General features: G+C 67.5%; 14 protein-coding genes and 2 pseudogenes. 2 read left to right on the forward strand and 14 right to left on the reverse strand.

Annotation, left to right across the window (positions count from 1 at the left end; all coding sequences use genetic code 11):
• Positions 1-132 precede the first annotated feature (132 nt).
• Together ABZS58_RS26025 and ABZS58_RS26030 are read left to right on the forward strand one after the other, a co-directional pair.
• Positions 133-738, forward strand: a complete 606-nt coding sequence (locus tag ABZS58_RS26025; RefSeq protein WP_354785904.1) for a CBS domain-containing protein — start codon at positions 133-135, stop codon at positions 736-738.
• Between the two features lie 13 nt (positions 739-751).
• A complete protein-coding gene (locus tag ABZS58_RS26030) occupies positions 752-3,178 on the forward strand; it encodes a glycosyl hydrolase family 65 protein (RefSeq protein WP_354785710.1) in 2,427 nt (808 codons plus the stop codon).
• A 549-nt stretch (positions 3,179-3,727) separates the two neighbouring features.
• Here the strand turns inward: ABZS58_RS26030 and ABZS58_RS26035 are convergent.
• The 14 genes and pseudogenes from ABZS58_RS26035 to ABZS58_RS26100 all read right to left on the reverse strand — a co-directional run bounded on the left by ABZS58_RS26035 (position 3,728) and on the right by ABZS58_RS26100 (position 18,642).
• Positions 3,728-4,903, reverse strand: a complete 1,176-nt coding sequence (locus ABZS58_RS26035) for a site-2 protease family protein (protein ID WP_354785711.1) — start codon at positions 4,901-4,903, stop codon at positions 3,728-3,730.
• Between the two features lie 317 nt (positions 4,904-5,220).
• A complete protein-coding gene (locus ABZS58_RS26040; RefSeq protein ID WP_354785713.1) occupies positions 5,221-5,940 on the reverse strand; it encodes an IS6 family transposase in 720 nt (239 codons plus the stop codon).
• A gap of 232 nt (positions 5,941-6,172) precedes the next feature.
• Positions 6,173-6,697, reverse strand: coding sequence for a hypothetical protein (locus ABZS58_RS26045; protein WP_354785912.1), 525 nt, complete (start codon positions 6,695-6,697; stop codon positions 6,173-6,175).
• A gap of 55 nt (positions 6,698-6,752) precedes the next feature.
• Positions 6,753-6,971 (reverse strand): annotated as a pseudogene (locus ABZS58_RS26050) (RHS repeat-associated core domain-containing protein); the annotation flags it as partial.
• A gap of 307 nt (positions 6,972-7,278) precedes the next feature.
• A complete protein-coding gene (locus ABZS58_RS26055) occupies positions 7,279-7,953 on the reverse strand; it encodes a hypothetical protein (protein WP_354785715.1) in 675 nt (224 codons plus the stop codon).
• A 166-nt stretch (positions 7,954-8,119) separates the two neighbouring features.
• Entirely contained in the window at positions 8,120-8,515 is a 396-nt protein-coding gene (locus ABZS58_RS26060) for a hypothetical protein (protein ID WP_354785717.1), read from the reverse strand.
• Between the two features lie 15 nt (positions 8,516-8,530).
• Positions 8,531-8,872 (reverse strand): hypothetical protein, encoded by a 342-nt coding sequence (locus ABZS58_RS26065; RefSeq protein WP_354785719.1) that lies wholly within the window; start codon positions 8,870-8,872, stop codon positions 8,531-8,533.
• A gap of 20 nt (positions 8,873-8,892) precedes the next feature.
• Entirely contained in the window at positions 8,893-9,165 is a 273-nt protein-coding gene (locus ABZS58_RS26070) for a hypothetical protein (RefSeq protein WP_354785721.1), read from the reverse strand.
• Positions 9,166-9,424: 259 nt separating this feature from the next.
• On the reverse strand, positions 9,425-9,877 hold the full coding sequence (locus ABZS58_RS26075; RefSeq protein ID WP_354785723.1) for a hypothetical protein: 453 nt from the start codon (positions 9,875-9,877) through the stop codon (positions 9,425-9,427).
• A 6-nt stretch (positions 9,878-9,883) separates the two neighbouring features.
• Positions 9,884-10,099: a hypothetical protein gene (locus tag ABZS58_RS26080; protein ID WP_354785914.1), complete on the reverse strand. Its 216-nt coding sequence runs from the start codon at positions 10,097-10,099 to the stop codon at positions 9,884-9,886.
• 35 nt (positions 10,100-10,134) lie between these two features.
• Positions 10,135-10,446: pseudogene (locus ABZS58_RS26085) on the reverse strand (amidase domain-containing protein); the annotation flags it as partial.
• Between the two features lies 1 nt (position 10,447).
• Complete coding sequence (locus tag ABZS58_RS26090) at positions 10,448-10,819, reverse strand: hypothetical protein (RefSeq protein ID WP_354785725.1); 372 nt, start codon at positions 10,817-10,819, stop codon at positions 10,448-10,450.
• Between the two features lie 382 nt (positions 10,820-11,201).
• Positions 11,202-11,756 carry a DUF416 family protein gene (locus ABZS58_RS26095; RefSeq protein WP_354785727.1) on the reverse strand — a complete coding sequence of 185 codons (555 nt, stop codon included), beginning with the start codon at positions 11,754-11,756 and terminating at the stop codon, positions 11,202-11,204.
• A 1-nt stretch (position 11,757) separates the two neighbouring features.
• The gene (locus ABZS58_RS26100; RefSeq protein WP_354785729.1) at positions 11,758-18,642 is read right to left on the reverse strand and encodes a polymorphic toxin-type HINT domain-containing protein; all 6,885 of its coding nucleotides are present in this window, start codon (positions 18,640-18,642) and stop codon (positions 11,758-11,760) included.
• Between the last annotated feature and the right edge of the window lie 265 nt (positions 18,643-18,907).

Below are 18,907 nucleotides of genomic sequence, written 5' to 3' on the forward strand. Positions count from 1 at the left end.
ACTGATCGCGAGCCGCGCAGAGGCGCAGGCGACTGCCGGCCTCGGCGTCATCCCGGCCGGATCGGACGCCACTGGGCGAACTGCCGGAGGGGCCACATCGCTGAGGAGTCGACGATGCACGCCAATGACATCATGACAGTGCCGGTGCACACCGTCCGCGCCGATGCGCCGCTCGATGACGCGGTGGCGCTGCTGGAGCAGAGGTCGATCACCACGTTGCCTGTCGTCGACGAGGGGGACGTCTTGGTCGGGCTGATCAGCGAATTCGACGTGCTCCGGCAGCAGACGGCCGCTGCCGGCAAGGCGGGCGGAGCAGCTCCGGGCGGGCAGGGTTCGCCCGCGCCGCGTGTCGGCGAGGTGATGTCCAGTCGGCCGCTGGTGGCATGGCCCGAGGCCGACGTCGCCGACATCGCGGCGGCAATGGTGGAGCAGGGCGTGCACAGCGTCCCGGTGGTCGTCGAGGAGCATGTGATCGGCATCGTCAGCCGGTGCGACGTGCTGCGGACGATCCTGCCCACCGACGAGTCCGCGCAGCGCGAGGCGCAGCGGCGCCTCGACAGCTACGCCGGCGGCCGGCACCGCTGGCCGGTCGCGGTTCACGATGCCGCGGCGACCGTCGACGGCAGTTTCGACGACGACACGGAGCTCGCGGTCGCCGAGGTGCTGGTGCGCACCACCGTGGGAGTGAACGAGGTCCGCGTGACCGAACGGTCCGGCCCGCACCGGACAGGTTCGTAGGACGGGCGCGCCCGTGACGGCGGCGTGGACCCTGCACTTCGACGGATCCGACCCGGCCCGGGAAGGGTTGCGGGAAGCGCTGTGCACCGTCGGCAACGGCTACCTGGCCACCCGCGGCGCCCTGCCCGAGCGCGACGCCGGCGGGCCGTACTACCCGGGCACGTACGCCGCCGGCTGCTACAACCGCCTGCAGGACTCGACCGCGGGCGAGACCGTCGAGAACGAGAGCCTGGTGAACCTGCCCAACTGGCTGCCGCTGACGTTCCGAGCAGATGACGGCCCGTGGTTGGGCCAAGCCGGCGTAGAACTGCTCGACCAGCGGCACGAGCTCGACCTGCGGCACGGAGTGCTGACTCGCCGGTTCCGCGTACGTGACAGCGACGGCCGGGTCACGGCGGTGACCCAGCGGCGATTCGTGCATCTGCGCCACGAGCACGTGTGCGGGCTCCAGGTCACGCTCACACCCGAGAGCTGGTCGGGGACATTGACCGTGCGTTCCGAAGTCGACGCCACGATCAGCAACCGTGGGGTGGCCCGCTACCGGGGCCTGTCCGGCCAGCACCTGGAGCTGCTGGCCGCCGGACCTGCGGGCCCGGACACCGTGCTGTGCGTGGTGCAGACCAACCAGTCACACATCCGTGTGGCCGAGGCTGCGCGCACCCGGGTTCTCAGCCAGGGGCGACCGGTCGACGCCGAACGCAGGGTGTGCCGGGAGCCGGGCCGCATCGGCCACGAATTCGAGAGCGGCGTCTCGGCCGGGCAGCAGGTCACCGTCGAGAAGCTGGTCACCGTCTACACCTCGAGGGACAACGCGATCTCCGACCCCGCCGACGAGGCGGTGCAGCGGTCACGGTGGCTGGCCGGCTTCGACGAGTTGCTCGACGAGCACGTGCTGGCATGGCGGCACCTGTGGCGGCGATTCCGCATCTCGATGCAGGGCGAGGAGCGCCGCGTCCTGCCGACGGTGCGCCTGCACCTGTTCCACCTGCTGCAGACGGTGTCGGAGAACAGCGTCGACGCCGACGTCGGGATTCCGGCCCGAGGGTTGCACGGCGAGGCGTACCGAGGGCACGTGCTGTGGGACGAACTGTTCGTCTTCCCGATCCTGAACCTGCGGATGCCGCTGCTCAGCCGCGCGCTGCTGCGCTACCGGTTCCGGCGGCTGCCGTGGGCCCGTGCTGCCGCCCGGGCCGCCGGCCGCAGCGGGGCGATGTATCCGTGGCAGTCCGGCAGTGACGGGCGCGAGGAGAGCCAACGACTGCACCTCAACCCGCTGTCCGGACGGTGGGTCAAGGACTCGACCAGGCTGCAACGCCACGTCGGGCTCGCAGTGGCGTACAACGTCTGGCAGTACTATCAGGTCACCGGCGACCTGGAATTTCTCAGCCACTACGGCGCCGAGATGATCCTGGAGATCGCGCGCTTCTTCGCCGGGCTGGCCCACTACGACGACGGCCTCGAACGGTACGTCATCCGCGGGGTGATGGGCCCGGACGAGTTCCACACCGGCTATCCGCACACAGACGAGGAGGGCATCGACAACAACGCCTACACCAACGTCCTGACAGCGTGGGTGATGCTCCGCGCGCTGGACGTTCTCGGCCTGCTCAGCGCCGATCGCCGCGCAGCGCTGGTCGAGACGCTGGGCATCGCCCCCGGTGAGCCGCGGCACTGGCAGGACGTCGCCCACCGGATGTACGTGCCGATCCGGCCCGACGGGATCATCGACCAGTTCGACGGGTACGCGGATCTCGCCGAGCTGGACTGGAACGCCTACCGCGACCGCTACGGTGACATCCGCCGCCTGGACCGCATCCTGGAATCGCAGGGCGACAGCCCCAACCGGTACAAGGCATCCAAACAGGCTGACGTACTGATGCTCTTCTACCTGCTGTCCGCCGACGAGCTCAGGGCGCTGATCGACCGGCTCGGCTACTCGTTGCCCCCAGACGCAATATCGAAGAACATCGAATACTATCTGTCCCGCACCGCACACGGCTCCACACTCAGCGCGGTGGTGCACGCATGGGTCCTCGCCCGCAACCATCGCGAGCAGGCACTGCGCTACTTCGTCGAGGCGCTCGACAGCGACGTCGCCGACGTCCAGGGCGGCACCACCGCCGAAGGCATACACCTGGCGGCCATGGCCGGATCGGTGGACGTGCTGCAGCGCTGTTTCGCCGGCGTGGAGACCCGCGACGACACGCTGATGCTCAATCCGTACTGGCCACCGCACCTGGGCGCGCTGAAGCTCGACATCCGCTACCGGGAGCACCCGCTGACGCTGCGAATCACCGGGGACACCGTCCGGGTCGAGGCCGGCCCCGGCCGCCAGCCACCGATCCGGCTGTGTTGCCGCGGCGAGGTCGTCATGCTCGGCCCCGGCGAGGTCGTCGAATTTCCCGTCTCGCAACGCGACACGACCGCCGATGAGGAGTGACGCCGGGTCATCCGGGTGACCCGGGGTCATCCGACAATGGCCACCACACCTGACGGCCGGTCGGCGAATGCCCGGCCGACCGAGCCGAGCCGTAGCGGCGCATGCCGGCGTTCGACATGCAGGACTGCACCGACCGGCCCGGCGCCTGCCAACGAATGGTCGGCTCGGCCAGGTAACCGAACCCGCCGTCCCCCACCGCGGAATCCATCGGCAGCCCAACCGATACGGGCCCGCAGCGCCGGGTACGCCGGGTCGAACTCCTCGCTGCCGTAGCTCAACGATGGTCTGCGATCGGCGGCAGATGGCCGCCTCGGTGAGTTGCCGTCAGGCGACGTGCCCTCTGACCTTGCGCCGTACGTCCGCCAGCGCGGCTTGGCGGCCGGTGCCCGCTGGGCCTTTCGAGTTCGTACTTCTCATCGATGGCGTTGCAGGAGTGGACACCAGTCACCGCCACGCTGAGGACCGCGATCAGTGGCCACGCCCGGTGCCGCGACAGCATGGGCATCCTGCGCCGCAGTCATTGCGGTCTCGTCTGTTACCGGTGGAGGTTCACCAGCGCGTAGTCCCCGACGTGTCCGCGTCTCCTCCGCCACGGTCCGGCGTGATGCCCAGTTCGGCCAGTTCGGTGGCGCGGGCCACGTCGCCGGGCGTCACGATTCCGGTCAGCCGGCCGTTGGCGACGACCGGGGCCAGCCGGTGGCCGCCGGCCAGCATCGCCGGGGCGGCATCGGTCAGGGGGACGGCCGGGTCCAGCACGCGGGTCCGGTCGACCGGCGCCGTGACGTCGCCCAGACGGGTCCGCTCCCGATCGGTGCTCGGAACCTTGGCGAGCCTGGTGAGGCTGACCAGGCCGACCAGCTGTCCGTCGAGGTCCAGGACCGGGAAGACGCGATGCGGGTGATGGCGCGCCACGGTGGCGACGAAGTTCGCTACGGACTGGCTGGTGTAGCCGTATGCGGCCGGTGCCGTCATGATGTCGCCGACCCGGACCCCGGCGAGGGTCTTGCGCAGCGTCACGTCGGTGGTTTCGGCGCGGGCGGCCAGCAAGACGAACCAGCCCAGCACCGTCAGCCACAGCCCACTGAGGTTGGCGGCCAGCAGCATCTCGACGAGACCGCCGATGATCAGCAGCGCACCGAGGACCATGCCGGCACGGCCGGCGGTGCGGCGGGCGGACGCCCGGTCGCGCCGCACCCACCACAGGATGGCGGCGAGCACCCGGCCGCCGTCCAGCGGTGCGCCAGGCAGCAGGTTGAACCCTCCGAGAATGACGTTGACGACGGCCAGCCACGCCAGCCCGGTCACCGCCAGCGGGCCGGCACCCGACGCGGACGCGGCGGCCGCGCAGGCGGCGAACACCCCGGCACCGGCCAGGCTCACCACCGGCCCGGCCAACGCGATCAGCAGGTCGGCCCGGGGGTGCGGAGCCTCGCCGTCCAGCTCGGACACGCCACCGAGCATCCACAGGGTGATCGCGCGGACCCGGACTCCGTAGTGCCGGGCGACCAGCGCGTGGGCGAGCTCGTGAGCCAGCAGGGCGGCCAGGAACAGCGCCGCCACGACCACCGCCACACCCCAGTACACGACCGTCGCGTGCCCCCGCGCGCCGCTGGGCAGGACCACCGACGCCAGCCCCTGCACCAGCAGCAGCATGATGACGAACACCGACCAGTGCACCCCGATCGGGATGCCGGCGATCCGGCCCAGCCGTGCAGTCTGCCGCATCGCCACCACCGACCTCCCGTACCAGCGCACAGCCCGCAGCCCTCGACGGACCCGAGCCGGCGGCATCCCTCCGTCGCTACCCGCAGTCCGGCGGCCTCGAACCGCCCCGCAACAAGATCGTCTCTGCCCCCTACTGCGCGGCAGTCCGCGCGCCGCGCCGGGCCGCTGAGCGTACGTCTTCGTACAGGCCCTGCAGGTCAGCGCCGAGCTACCGGCCGAGGTCACCAGCGGCATTGCGAGCCAGTCGCCGCACGGCACGAAGGGCACCGATGCGTTGCTCGATCGGGTGACGCAGTGAGTCCGGATTGCCTGCCGGCTCAGACGACCCTGGCGAGCTCGGTGAACGCTGCGGCGACGCGGAGTCCACGCGGGGCGTCGACGCCGAGTTCGTAGTTGCCGCGGCGGAGGTTCTGCATGAACGCGTGTCCGGCGATGATTGTCTGCGCGGTCCGGTCGGTCCGTAGCCCGCGCATCGGTCTGAGCCGGTGCTTGAGTTGGCTGTGGTCGGCCTCGACCCGGTTGTTGGCATACCGTTCGATGTGGTGCCACGCCGACGGGACCACTTCGTCGAGGACCGCCGGGTACACCGGCGACGCGTCGGTGATCACCTCGGCGGGTCGGACCTTCAACATGGCCATCACCCGGCGAAAGTACCGGCGTGCCGCCGTGGCGTCGCGGCGGACGGAGACGAGCACGTCGATGATCTGCCCGTCCTGGTCCACAGCTCGGTACACGTACCGCCACACGCCGTTGACCTTTACATACGTCTCATCGGCGAACCACCTGTCGCCGGGTGCCTGCCGGCAGAACCGGGCCGCGTCAACCAGCAGCGGGGTAAAGCGTTGCACCCACCGGAAGATCGTGACGTGGTCGACCTCGACACCACGCTCGAGCAGCAGCTCCTCGACGTCGCGGTAGGAGAGGTTGTACCGCAGGTAGAGCCAGACCGCGACCACGATGACGTCGGGTGGGAACCGGAACCCGGCGAACGCCGACCGTGGCGGCTGGACCGGACGCTGGCGGTTCGAGACCTTCACCGGTCAAGCCTGCCCGACCAGGGAACGCTCAACGCAACAGACCCATGACCGTCGAGCACGCACGACTCCGCCTCGACCCCTGGTGACGCGGCGCGGTCGCCGGATCACCGGGACGGCGACGGCGACGCCCCGCTGGCCCGGCCCCGGGTCGACAGTCTGACTCCCACAGGCCATCAGTACCAGCGCCACCAGCGCGAACGCCATCTTTCGCATCGACTGTCCTTCCGTGCCACTAGAGGAAGTTCTTCGCCACTTTCAGCGCGGCGTAGATCGCGGCCTGCCCGAACGGATCGCGCTTGTTCGGGTCGCCCCAGGGGACACCATCTCGCGTGCCGACGTGCTCGGTTGGCTGGTTGTCCGTGGTGAAGGGCTCGCGCCATCGCACGGATTGCTGCAGCCAGTGCTCGCCCGGTCTGGCGTCATGGCCGTCGCCGGCCGACAGGTCAATACCGTAATCCGCCACTTTGCCCTTGTCGATTTTGGCGGAGTTCAAGGTACTGGCGTTCGTCAGGTGGAACTCGACCACCGGGCCGCCGTTCGCGTCCTTGCCGACGACCTGCCACGTCAGGTCGTAGGACCCGAGGAATGACGCCGCTTCCTGCATCCCCTGCTCCCCGAGCGTATAGATGCTCATGGCGGTGTTGTATGCATTCCATTCGCGCTCTTCCGGCCTGAACCGGGCGAGATGGAAGTCCGTGTTCGTGTGGCCGTACAACTTCCCGGCGGCCAGTTCCGAAGCGATGATCTGCCGTGCCACGTCGATCGTGTAGAGCTGCTGGATCTCCTCCGTGAACGGAATACCCGTACCCGTTCATCTGCTCCGGGTTGTCGACGTCCAGCACCGGGTCGGGTGAGATGAACCCCCCGATCACCGGGTCGTACTCGCGGGCGGAGAGGTGGACCAGGCCGCTGGCGTCGACGGTGCCGCCGAGGAAGCCCCGGTCGTCCGGCCACGCGGCCGGCGCGGCGCCGCGGACACCGCCGTAGGGCAGGGTCCGCCGCCAGGTGATGGCGCCGGTGGTCGCGTCGATCGCGCAGCTGTTGGTGTTGTGCTGGTCGGCGACCGTCCAGCTCAACGCCGACGGCGTTCGGGTGGCGATGCTGTACCCGGCGAACGTGTAGTACCGCGGGCCGGTGACGACCCGGGTCGCGAGGTCCAGCCGCAGCTGCATCGTCCCGAGGTACAGCGTCGTCGCGCCGGGTTCCTTGCGCAGCAGCCGGTTGCCCGAGGCGTCGTAGACGAACGTGTGGTGCCCGGGCCGCTGCCGCTGGTGTACTTCGCCAGCTGCGCGTCGGTGTTCCACTGGAACGACTCCGACTTCGCCGGGTTCTGCCGGGTCAGCAGCGTACCCCGCTCGTCGTAGGTGTAGTCGGTCGTCGTCGCGGCGCTGCCTGGTCGATGGAGCTCAGCGTGTGCGGCTTGGGCTGCCCGGTGCCCGCGTAGTGGTAGTTCGTGGTGACACCGGGCCCGGCGACCGGGTAGTTCGTCTCGGTGAGGCGGCCGCCGCCCGCGTCGAACGTCCACGCCTGGTGGTATGAGGCGGGTCCGCCGACCCTGGTCGAGGCCGCACCGTTCGGGCACCGGGTCCAGTCGGCGGTGGCCGTGCTCCACGCCTCGGTGAGCTGCCGCGAGCCGTCGTAGCTGAAGCACTGCGTGTCGACCGGGCCGCCGGCGGGCGTGTCGGCGATCGCGAGGACGTTGCCGGCGTCGTCGTACTTGTAGTGCTGGTCCAGGTCGACCGCGGCGACGTCCTGGCGGTCCAGGCGGATGCCGCTCTGCCGGCCGGCGCCCCGCTCCCAGCTGAAGGTCAGCCACGCCTTCTTCCCGGTGCCGTTCCACAGCATCATCCGCAGCAGCTCACCGGTGTCGGCGTAGCTCGTCGGGTTCTCCTGGTTGCTGACCACGTAGGAGTTGAGGCCGGTCATGGACAGCGGCCGCTGCAGGTTGTCGTAGCCGAAGACCAGGTTCTCGGCCGGCAGGCCACCCGCGGCCGGCATGCCGATCCCCTGCACGCTTGTCGTCGGCGTTGTACGTGGAGACGAAGTCGTACGTCCTGGCCAGTTCCGTGCCGGCGTCGGCCGGGATGGTGTAGGTCGTCTTCGTCACCCGGTACAGGTTGTCGCGCTGCGGATAGGCGATCGTGTACGCGGCGCTGCCGACGTACCGGGACGCCGTTGTCTACTTCCACCACAGGGACTTGTCGATGTGGGTTGCCTCGACCGGGTCGTCGTTGCCCATCAGCACGGCCTCGAACCGGCCGTCGGCGCGAATCCACTCGTAGAACTCGGCGGCGATCACCCCCGGGCCGTGGTCCGGCAGTGCTTGGATGGCGAAGTCGATCTGGTACGACGGGTGGTGGCCGCCGTACGTGCCCGGGTCGCACAGTTCGCCGGTGACCCAGTGGTCGACGCCGCGCGGGTCGATCGCGTGCGCGGACAGGGCGCGGCCGTCCTCCCCCATCCGCACGATCGGCATCCGCATCACCTCGCTGAGCGCGGGCAGCAGCTCAGCGAGCTCGTCGGGTGTGCGGACCCGCCGGTCGGCCGCCGACACGGCCAGTGTCCACTCACCCATCGCCAGCTCCCGCGGTCAGCACTTCAACCAGTCCCATCCCTCGCAGTTCAGACCCTTGCCGAAGTCGATCTTCTGCGTCGGCACCATCCAGTCGTCGCCGTAGACCGTGATCTCCTTCAGGGTGTTCGGATCGCGGCCGGGACCCTTCCGGTTGTTCACGAAGTCTCGCATCCCGTCCTGGAACGGATCCTTGCTGTCCGCGCTCGGCGCGTTGATGTAGATCCGTTCGGCATGCTGACCGTTGGCCTTGATCATGGCCTTCTCGACGGTCTTGGCGTTCGGATCATCACCGGACACGCCTGCCTGGTCTACCGGATCGTCGACGACGTCGTGCAGATCGCGCAGTGCCGCTACCACTACGAGTAGCGGCCTCCGCTTCAAGCCCCGCCGCTGATCGCGTTCTGCGTGCTTCGACCGCCGCCGTAGCGGCCGCCGAGCAGCGGGCAGCCGAATCCGGTCAACAACGGCTGGTCATATTCAAAGTCACCACCGGCGAAGATTCTGCTCATCGCCCGTTTGGCGTGAACAATGTCGGCCTGGTTCATCCTCAGCACGAACGACATCCGGACCTCCGGCAACTCGAGCGCGCTGCGCGCTTCTTCGGTCACGAGGACGTCGATGACCTCACCACGCGCCTCGACACTGACCACGCCTCCGTAGAACGTCTGATGGTCACTGGTCACGACGCAGTAGGGGTGGGCTCCCTGGCCGGGCGCGCCATAGATGCCGCCAACCGTCCTGCGGAAGGTCCTTCGAGAACAGCGCGAAGCGCACTTTCGATCTCGCGGAATAAGTGGGCGACGACGAGGAGCGGCGACACGACTCCGCAAGAGGCCACCGTCCAAGGAGGCTGGAACCGGCAGGCGGTGACGAACACCGAGAACCGCCTGCTGCGGGGTGCGAGACCGCTCAGGTGCAGGCGGGAGTATCCGGCTTCGGGAACTGTTGGTCGACGGACGTGACCTGCCAGCCACCCTCGGGCTTGAGCTGCATGCCGACGACGAAGCCCGCCTGCTCGCCGCCGATAACGCCACGGAAGACGGCCTGACAGGCGCCGCCGCTCGTCACCCACAGCGCGTTGACGAACGTGAGCGACGCGACCAGCACCCGCTTGCCGCCGTAGCGCTTGAGTTGCGCGTCGACCATCGTCCTCTCGCCGGTGGTGGCGTCGCGACCGTACGGCTCGGCCAGCTCGGTGAGGGCGTCCCGGTCGTTGTCTGACAGTGCCTGCAGGTAGCTGCTGACGGTCGCCAGGGCTGTCGCGTTGCGCGGCCCGCCGCGGCCCAGCGTCACGTACAGCAGCACGCCGGCCGCCGCGATGACCAGCACCGCGGCGACCGCCAACCACCGTGTTCGCATCACGAGGTCTCAGGTCCTGTGCGCATACAACTGATACGTCCAAGTCTGGTAGCTGAGAATGTAGTTCAGCGAACGGTTGACGTAGTCGTAGTGGTTACTGCTGTGCTGGGTCATGTACTGGTCGCCCAGGCCGAGCACCGGGTCGATGTAGATGTCGGTGCAGATCTGGGTGTGGTCGAGGATGTCGTCGGGCGGGTTGCCCTTCGGCCAGTTCCATTGGAGCACGGCACCATCCAATCGAGCTCACTGAGGATGTAGGTCCGGCCGGAGCCCGTGGCGAACCAGTACCAGTTCTCGGCGCCGCCCCAGGAGTAGGTCGCCGTCCAGGTGTAGGAGCCCCGGAACCACTGTGAGTTGCTCGTCCGGTCCGGGCCTGGCCAGCTGCCGGTGTGCTGCCAGAAGCCGTAGTTCATGCACTCGGAGATGAAGGCCGTGCAGTCGTCGCTGTAGTACAGGGCGTTCGGGTCGTAGTTCAGGCCGTACCTGATCGCGTACTCGATCATCCGGCTGTAGTCGTACGCCACCTGGAGGTTCGCGCTCGTCCGGTCGCCGAATGCTTGCCCAGCAACCACTTTAGAGCCTGGTCTCCTCCCGAACCCGCGCAAGCGGTCGCGCCGCGTCGCCGCTCACTGACAGCACCGTGGTTTTGGTCTGCGACCGTTCGTAGCCGCCAAACCGCCCGAAAACCGCGCGACGGGATTTCATCTGCTCGTGGTCGGACCGCTGCCGCTGCGTGAACGAACGCGTCGACGGCACGAGGAGATCCACCGGCCCCGCCGATGCGCCTCCATGCGTCACCCGGAGCGCGCGCCCCGAGAAGTACTCCTGGGCGAGCCCTTCGATGGCCGCCAGGTCGTCAGCGGCGGGAGCCGCCAGCGCGATGCCGGGCATCGCCGCGACCGCACCACCGAGCGCAATGCCGCTCATCAACGTACGCCGTTTCATGCTTCCCCGTTTCGTCGTGTCCCCCGGCACACTCTGTGCATGCGGAAGCTACCAATGGCGAGGAGTCAGCGTGGGAATACATTCACATCAGTGAGTATCGTACGGGGGAGATCCGGGTTAGAGCGGTGCGGGGTATGAGCAGCACCGCTCACAAAGCCCGCACCCCGGCCGCCGTCTCCGCCCTGCTGGACGAGCGCGTCGATCGATACTACATAGAGCGCCCACACCCCGGTCCGCCACGCCTTCAGCATGAACCTACGGCGTCGCCTCGCGGAACGATGTCCGCGAGGCTCCGACCGTAGACGGCAGCGGGTGACGGCTCGACATCGACAAGCCGGCCCCACCATGACGACGTTGGCCCAGACCGGCCAGCGACAGGGAACTAGATCCTGCGCCGTAAGGTCTCAAATCTTGCACGAGCGGACTCCCGGCATTCCTGCCGGAACTTTTCGAGGGAGGACGCACTTCCAACGTCGTAATCGGTTCTGGCCTGATATCGACGTTCATCCTGCATGAACGACGCCGAAGGTGCAGCTTGATCGAACTGCCCCATTGCGGTAAGGGCGACATGCCCACACTTCACTGCGCTTTCCAGGTCGCTGGACGTCACGCAGGAAAGTGCATAGCGCAACGTCAGAGCTGCGTAAAAGGCATAGACGTCACCAATGTCGGAGACGTCGTCATCCTCCGGATCTTCGAACTCTTCGAACCGTTCGATCTCTTCGAAGTGGCCCTTGAATGCCTCCGGCTCGGCCGCATCCCATAGCGCGTCCAGGGCACCAACATAACGCTCTACATCGAGGGCACGCTCATGGTGCATTCCACGAACGCCGGTGAAAATCGGCGCCATCCGCTCAGTGCAGCCGGCGACAAATATACGACGCCCAGCCCTGTCTGCACGCTCGAGCTTGACGACAGTGTCTTGATCGACGAGCATCTCAAATCCCCAAGATCTGGGTTGCCACCCTGACGAAACTTCGCTGTCTGGTTGTCTTTTTGCCATTGCCATTGTAGACCGGACCCTGCATGGCCCCGCCGAACTGCTGGACCAACACATTACATCGGCCGCGGCATACGTTGCGAGACGTCCCCCCACCTATCAGGGTGTAGCCATTCACCATCATGTAGAGGAAAACGTTCTGCTCCGCATGTAGCCCTGGCACGTTCGGGACTCGCATCTCACCCGGGTTCAACGGCACGGACATCTGGGCGGGAGTGAACCCGTCGCCGCTGGCGCCGATGAGAGTCACCGGCCCATGTGGGGTCTGCGCACGGATGACCGCCACAGTGCTCCGCTTCTTGATCTCCTCATCCGGCTCTGCGTCCCAGATCTCCGTAGCCCGATCGGAGTACGGGCAGTTGTGAACGAGCACGGGCTCGCCCGCGGCCAGCACATAATAGGTGTGAAACTCAGCGACGGTGAGGTCGTGCATCACCCGGGTGTCGTGGAGAAACTCAACCTCGAGGACGACCATCGCGGCACCGTCGAGAGCGCGAGTTCGCTCGCCAGGTTGCAGTGCTGCCGCGTCGACCCAATCCTGCCGATCGTCGGACCAGAACGGGTGGTGCTGGGTGGTGTGCAGCGTCTCGACGCCACCACTGGTGGCAAGGGTTACGTCGACCAGGTCGCTGTCCAGATTGACGTGCTTGCGCTCAACCTTCTGCGTCGTCGTCGATCCACTGCCCGGATCGGTGGCCACGACCTCTTCGCCTGGCTGGACCTCGGCAATCGGCTTGAAGGTGCCGTCCGCCATTTGTACTGCTGTCTTCGGATCGAAGCTGTGTTCGCAGTCCCCGCCCCCGCTCGCACCCTTTCCTGAGGAGCCACCAGCAGCCTTCGCCCCGTCGTCGGCCATGCCGCCTGCCGCATTGTCGGCCTTCTTGGCGCCGGCGCCGACACTCTGGGCGAGTTCGTCGGCCTTCTTCTTGGCTGCGGCGATGAGGTCGTCGGTGCGTTTGATGACGTCGTTGGCGATCTTCATGGCTTTCTGCCATGACTGGTAGGCGGAGAATGCCCGTTCGATGCCTTTACGGATTGAGTTGAGGGATTTCAGGACCCGGCCTGACGGGAACACACCGAGCAGCGCGTTCACGCAGGAGCTGACCTTGCGGGTGTTGATGCAGTCGACGATGTCGGTGATGCCGAGGAAGTCCAGCAGGAACGCCAGCCCCTGTTCGAGGATGATGTCCATCACGGACTTCTTCTTGATGGCCTCGGCCTCGGCGCGGGCCGCTTCCTCTTCCGGGGTGAGGCCGGGCTTCGGCGCCGGAGGCGGCCCAGGGGTCGCGTCCGGGTCGGGCGGGAACGCCTCGCCGGTGGGGTCGGCGTTGACGATCGGGGCGTTGTTGCCGTACGCGTAGCCGTTGAGCCGTTGCGGGTCCTCGGGGATCGTGAGCGGGTCGACCGAGATGAACCGGCCCAGGGTCGGGTCGTACTCGCGGGCGCCGAGGTGCGTCAGGCCGGTGGACTGGTCCTTCGTGCCGCCGATGAAGCCCTTGTCGCCGGGCCAGCCGGTGACGGCGGTGCCGCGGTCCTCACCGAACGGGGTGGCCCGCCGCTTCTGGAAGGCACCGGTGGAGGCGTCCATCGCCACGGTGGCGGTGTTGTGCGGGTCAGAGGCGAGGTAGGTAAGCTTGTTGTCGTCGGTGCGGACCGCAACGTTCAACCCGCCGTGGTTGTAGTAGCGGGTGCCGGTCTCGGCGCCGCCGGTGCTGAGGTGGATCTCCTGACCCGGCAGGTACAGGGTGGTCCCGGTGTCGTCGCGGCGGATGAGCCGTTGACCGGCGGCGTCGTTGAGGTACTGGGTGATCTTCGTGCCCTCGGTGACCTTGGCGAGCTTGCCCTCGGAGTTCCAGTCGAGGATCTGGGTGCTGCCGCCGACGACCCGCTGGGTGGTGTTCCCGGCCGCGTCGTACTGGTACGAGGTGAGGGTGCTGCCGCCGACGGTGGTGCTGCCCAGCTTGTGGCCGGTGCCGTACAGGTAGTTCTTGGTCGGCTCGCCGGGCAGTTCGTGCTTCTGCTCGATGGTGCGGTTGCCGGTCTTGTCGAAGGCGTAGCTGCTCCAGTACTTCGCCGGGCCACCCAGGTTTGCCACCGTGCGGTTCGCGGCAGTGCAGTCCAGCGTGGCCGATGTCCACGCCTCGGTCATGCGGCGCAGGTAGTCGTACTGGAAGCACTGGTGGTCATGCGGCTGCCCGGTGAGGGCAGGCTGGTCGGACACCGACGTGACGTTCCCGATCGCGTCGTAGGTGTACTTCGCGTTGTACACCGACGCGCCGCCGTTCGGCCGGGCCGACGACGACGCCATGCGGCGGGTCGCCTCCTCGTAGGTGAACTGCAGCAGCAGCGACTTGTTCCCGGCCCCGGTCGCGCCGACCGTCACGCTCAGCGGCTCCGCGAAGGAGTTGTACGCCGACGCCTGCACATATGTCGACGCACCGGTCAGGGAGAACGGCAGACCCCACGCGTTGTATCCGTGGGTCAGGGTCTCCGCGGGGAGGTGGCCGACAGCGGGAAGTGTCGTTGTCTTCGGCGAGCCGTCGAAGTTGTAGGTGTGCTCGTACAGGTATGTGCCGGCGAGACCGCCCTCGATCATGGGGATACTGACCGACGTCTTGACCGGCCGCATCGCGTGGTCGTACTCGACCATCGAGCTGCGGTACTCGTCGGAGCCGGCCCACCGCGACGACGACGTCGGCAGGCCCTTCTTGAGCGTGTCGTACGTCCACGTCGCGAGGCGCTTCTCCGGCGTGAGCGTCACGTCCTTGAGCTCGGTCGGCCGGCCCATCGTGTCATAGGTGACGCTGAGCGCCTGGTTACGCGCGTCGATGGTCTTGCTGACCTCGCCGTACTGGTTGTACTCGATCTTTCTCGTGCCGCGGTCCGGTTCGCGGGTCTCCTTCGTGCGGTGCAGGTCGTCGTAGAAGTACTCCCACTTGTTGCCCGCGGAGTCCTCAACGACGCTCTGCTGCCCGTCCTTGGCGTAGCTGTACTTCGTCTCGTCGTAGCTGTTCGGGTCCGACGGCGTCGGCACGCCGGTCTTGTACTGCCACAGCTTCGACACCCGGCCCTGCGCGTCGTAGGTAAGCGTGGCCGCGCTCGAGCCGGCGGGCGGCGTCGTGCTGATCTGATCGCCGTTGCGCGTGGTCGTGGTGCGCCACTTCTCGAACAGCCCGGACGCGTTGTGGCCCATCAGGATCTCGGCGGTGACCCGGCTGGCGCCGTCGTACTCGGTCCGGACCTGGTTGGGCAGCGACGCCTCGTTCATCGGCAGGTAGGTAAAACCGGAGGGAGCGTCGTTGTTGATCGGTCCGGAGCGCTTCACGATCCGGTTCTGGCTGTCGTAGTCGATCGTGTTGACCGACCGCCCGCCCGAAGGGCTGGCGACCTGCGTCTGCCGCAGTCGCAGGAGCCCGTCGTAGATCTCGTACTTCGACGTGTACTGCGGCGCGAGGGCCCCGGCCGGTGCCTGCAGCGTCGTGGAGACGACGACCGGCGGGGCGTTGCGCTGGATCAGGTACTGGTAGGCCGTGTCTGGCGTGTCCACACCGCGGACGCGCGTCAGACCCCACACGTTGAGAACCCGGCCCAGGGCGTCGAGTTCTACCTCGGTCTTGACGTCGCCCAATACGGTGCTGTTGCTCGAGTCGCCGCTGACGATCGGTGCGCCCCACGCCGGGTCCGAGTCGATGTAGGTGACGTGGCTGATCGGGTCCGTGGTGGTGATGCGGGTAATCGGGCCGTTGCCGTTGCGGGTGTACGCCGTCTGCGTCCGGTTCAGTTTGACGTCGTACGAGTCGGTGATGTTGCCGTCGGCGTTGTACACCGCCTTCGACTTCGTCTGATACGTCACGCTGCTCGCGTTCGCGCCGGTGAACCCGTTGACCTCATCGACCCGGGTCACGAGGCCTCGGGTGCCGACGTAGCCCAGCGTGTCAGAACCGTCGTAGTACGTACGTGAGTCGGACAGCACGTCGGACTTCGGCGGGTCGGCCACCGAGCAGGCCGCACTGAGCTGCTGGACTCGGATCGGCCGGTTCGGCAGGTACGCGACACCGCTGGACGCGAACGTGTACTTCGTGCACTGATCATCGGTGGTGTCACCGACGACGCCCTGATTGTGCACCGCGGTGATCGTGCCGTCGGCGGCGATCGTGTTGACGACCCGCGTCTCCCGGACGTTGGTCGGGCTGAGATACGTGAACGAACTGGAGGCCGCGGTGCCGGTCTTGGTGGCGTTGATGACACCCCACGGCCGGGTCTGCGACGCGGTCGCCGCCGACACCCAGAAGTCCGAGATGGTGGTGCTCAGCCGGGTCGTGTCGTCCAGGAACTGGGTCGTCTCCCGGGTCTGACCGTTGAACCGGTCCTCGTCCGGGACCGACCCGCCTCTGGAGTCGGTCACGTTGACCGTCTTGAAGACATTGGCGGTGCCGGTCTTGTCGCCGTTCATACCGCGGTAGAACCGCGACTCGGTCTTGCCGCGGGTGCCGTCGTTGCCGTCACCGGTCCGGGTGATGACGGTGCCGTAGCCGCGCCACTGTGCCCACGTCTTGTCCTCCTCGGGCGTGATGCCGTCGAGTTCGTCGAACCGCCACGCGGCGTCACCGACGTATTCGTAGTCGTTCACGACCTGCGTCACCGCCGGCACCGTGTACCCGGCCACCGACTGGGTGACCCGGTCCACGACGTACTTGTGGAAGTAGTCGATGCGGTTCGGGAACGCGTCGTCGCTGCCCTTGACCGGCATGCACCGCTGCGTGTTCGTCGCCGGCGACGCCGGCAGGTTCGTCCGGGAACAGTTGGTGTCCTTGTACCGAACGGCCATGGTGCCGCCGTTCTCGTTCGTGATCCCGATGATCCGCCGCCAGTTCAACGGCGCGATGTTGTTCGCCAGGTCATCGACCCGGTTCGGCAGGAACGTCCCGTCGAACGTCACCTCCGGCATGACGATCTCCGGCGTGGCACCGCGACCGGTCTGCTGGATCCCGTCGAGCCACAGCGCGTACCCGGTCGCCGCGTCACCGCTGACGTAGGAGTGCCGCAGCGTGTACCGGTCCACGGGCCGGTAGCCGACGCCGTTGTTGTTGAGGACCTCGGTGTCGACCTGCTTCAGGCGGCGCTTGGTGAAGAACGCCGGCGAGAACGTCTGCGTGCACGGCGCCGCCGAACAGTTCAGGTCCATCGGCGTGTCCGGCCAGTTCCACGCGTCGTTGCAGTTCGTGTTCGGCAGGCACCGGTCACCGGTCTCGAACAACACCCGCGCCAAAGCCGGAGTGCTCGTCACGGCGTTGCTGCGCTGCCCGTACTCGATCCGCTTCAGGTTCCCGCCGCGGGTGTACCAGTCCGGGCTGTTCGCGTCACCGTAGCGGGCGTAGTTGTTGGTTTCCGGATCGTAGAAGTACGACATGGTGTTGCCGTTGACGTCCACGACGTAGTCGACGTTCCACTTGTACCCCTGCCGGCACGCCGACGCCTGGAACGACGCGTTGTAACACGCCTCACCAGGGTGGTTGCCGTACACCGGCACCGTGAACGTCGACTTGGTCTCGTCGCCGCCGTTCCAGCCCGGCAGCCGGTTGTAGCCCAGGTAGTACTGGGTGCCGTCCGGCGAGGTGAAGATCCAGTACTCGCCGTTGTCGTCGCCGTTGTTGCGGCCCCCGTCGAACTTCTGCTCGACGATCGTGCCGTCGTCGTCCTTCAGCTTCCAGAAGTTCGTGGTCCCGACCCGGACCAGCTCGGACGAGTGCCCATTGAGGGAGATGCTCGCGTTGTCGGAGAACCAGCACATGTCACCCGTCGGGCGGGTCTTGTTGTTCGCCGCGCCCTCCACATCGGACGCACACGGCTTGTACCGCCGCTCGATCTGACCGGGCGCGAACTCGAACCCCATCCCGATCCACGACGTCTGGTTGTTCGCCGCGTTCGTCCGGCCGTCCACCGCGCTGGACGCATAGGCAAGGCTGATGCTCGGGCTCGGGCCACCGTTCGCCGGCGGCACCCGCAACGGGTAGGACCAGGTGAAGTCACCGGTCGCACCACCCGCATTCCACGTCGACGACGTGGTCAGCGAGGTGGCGCCGAAGTTGCCGGCGCTGCCCGAGGCGGCGGCCTGCACCGCGAGGAGCTTCGTCGCGCCGCCGGCCAGGGTCACGTCACCGCCGATCCGCCCGGCCGTGGTGTCGTTGGTGGCGGCCAGCTTCGTGCCCACCTGGCAGGCGCTCAACTCCGGGGTTGTCGCGGCGCACTCGGGCAGCTCGACCAGCCTCAGCCGGGAGCTCCAGGCGCCACCGTACGCGGCCCGGAAACCGCTGTAATCAACCTCAACCGCGATCTTGTCACTGCTCATCGCCCGGTCCGGCCGCGACACCCGCAGCAACAGACCGTCCACACGGGACTTCGCGGTGCGGGCCCGGTCGTACACCTCGACCTGCACGGCGCCGGGTCCCGCCAGGGGCACCTTCCGCAGATCCTCCCGCACCTCACGGGCATCACCCACAAACACCGGGCTGCCACCGGCCCGGGTCGGCCCTGCCCTCGCCGGACTCACCACATGCGCGTTCGTCCGCTGCGGCTCCGCCGCCAGACGCCGCGCAGCCAGGTCGACCGTCGTGGTCTCCGCCGTCGGCCACGCCACCGGCGGACTCGCCTTGAGCGCAATGTCCTGCTCCGCGTCGACGAGCGGCTGCACCACGTTCTTGTGGCTCTTATCCGCCGGGACGACTCGCTCCACCTGGTTCGGCCCCGCCACGAACGGATCCACCGGCGCCGCATGCGCCGGCAGCACCGACACCGCACCAGCGGCAAGCGTAACGGCAATCACACCAAGAAGCGTCGAGACCACCCGCTGCCGCCAACGGCGGCGGTGGCGAGCCGGCGGAACTTCCGTCCGCGCAGCATGAAACCCGAACCAGACCACGGCATCCTCCCCGTAACGAGCCATGATCAACACCTCGAGAAGAGGCATCGCAGCACGGATCATCCATGTAAATACATCGCGGGACAAGGGATTGAGTTCTCTGATTCCCTTCCTTAAGCTGCGGCCGCTTCCATCGACCAAACGGGGAGGATCAATGGTGGGCGAAAGC

The organism is Dactylosporangium sp. NPDC005555, from assembly GCF_040605635.1.
Taxonomy (GTDB): domain Bacteria; phylum Actinomycetota; class Actinomycetes; order Mycobacteriales; family Micromonosporaceae; genus Dactylosporangium.

Bases quoted from the DNA above. Each gene is read 5' to 3' on its own strand.
- ABZS58_RS26025 (WP_354785904.1), top strand. From the start codon at position 133: ATGACAGTGCCGGTGCACACCGTCCGCGCCGATGCGCCGCTCGATGAC.
- ABZS58_RS26035 (WP_354785711.1), bottom strand. From the start codon at position 4,903: ATGCGGCAGACTGCACGGCTGGGCCGGATCGCCGGCATCCCGATCGGG.
- ABZS58_RS26060 (WP_354785717.1), bottom strand. From the start codon at position 8,515: ATGGGTGAGTGGACACTGGCCGTGTCGGCGGCCGACCGGCGGGTCCGC.
- ABZS58_RS26090 (WP_354785725.1), bottom strand. From the start codon at position 10,819: ATGAAACGGCGTACGTTGATGAGCGGCATTGCGCTCGGTGGTGCGGTC.
- ABZS58_RS26095 (WP_354785727.1), bottom strand. From the start codon at position 11,756: ATGCTCGTCGATCAAGACACTGTCGTCAAGCTCGAGCGTGCAGACAGG.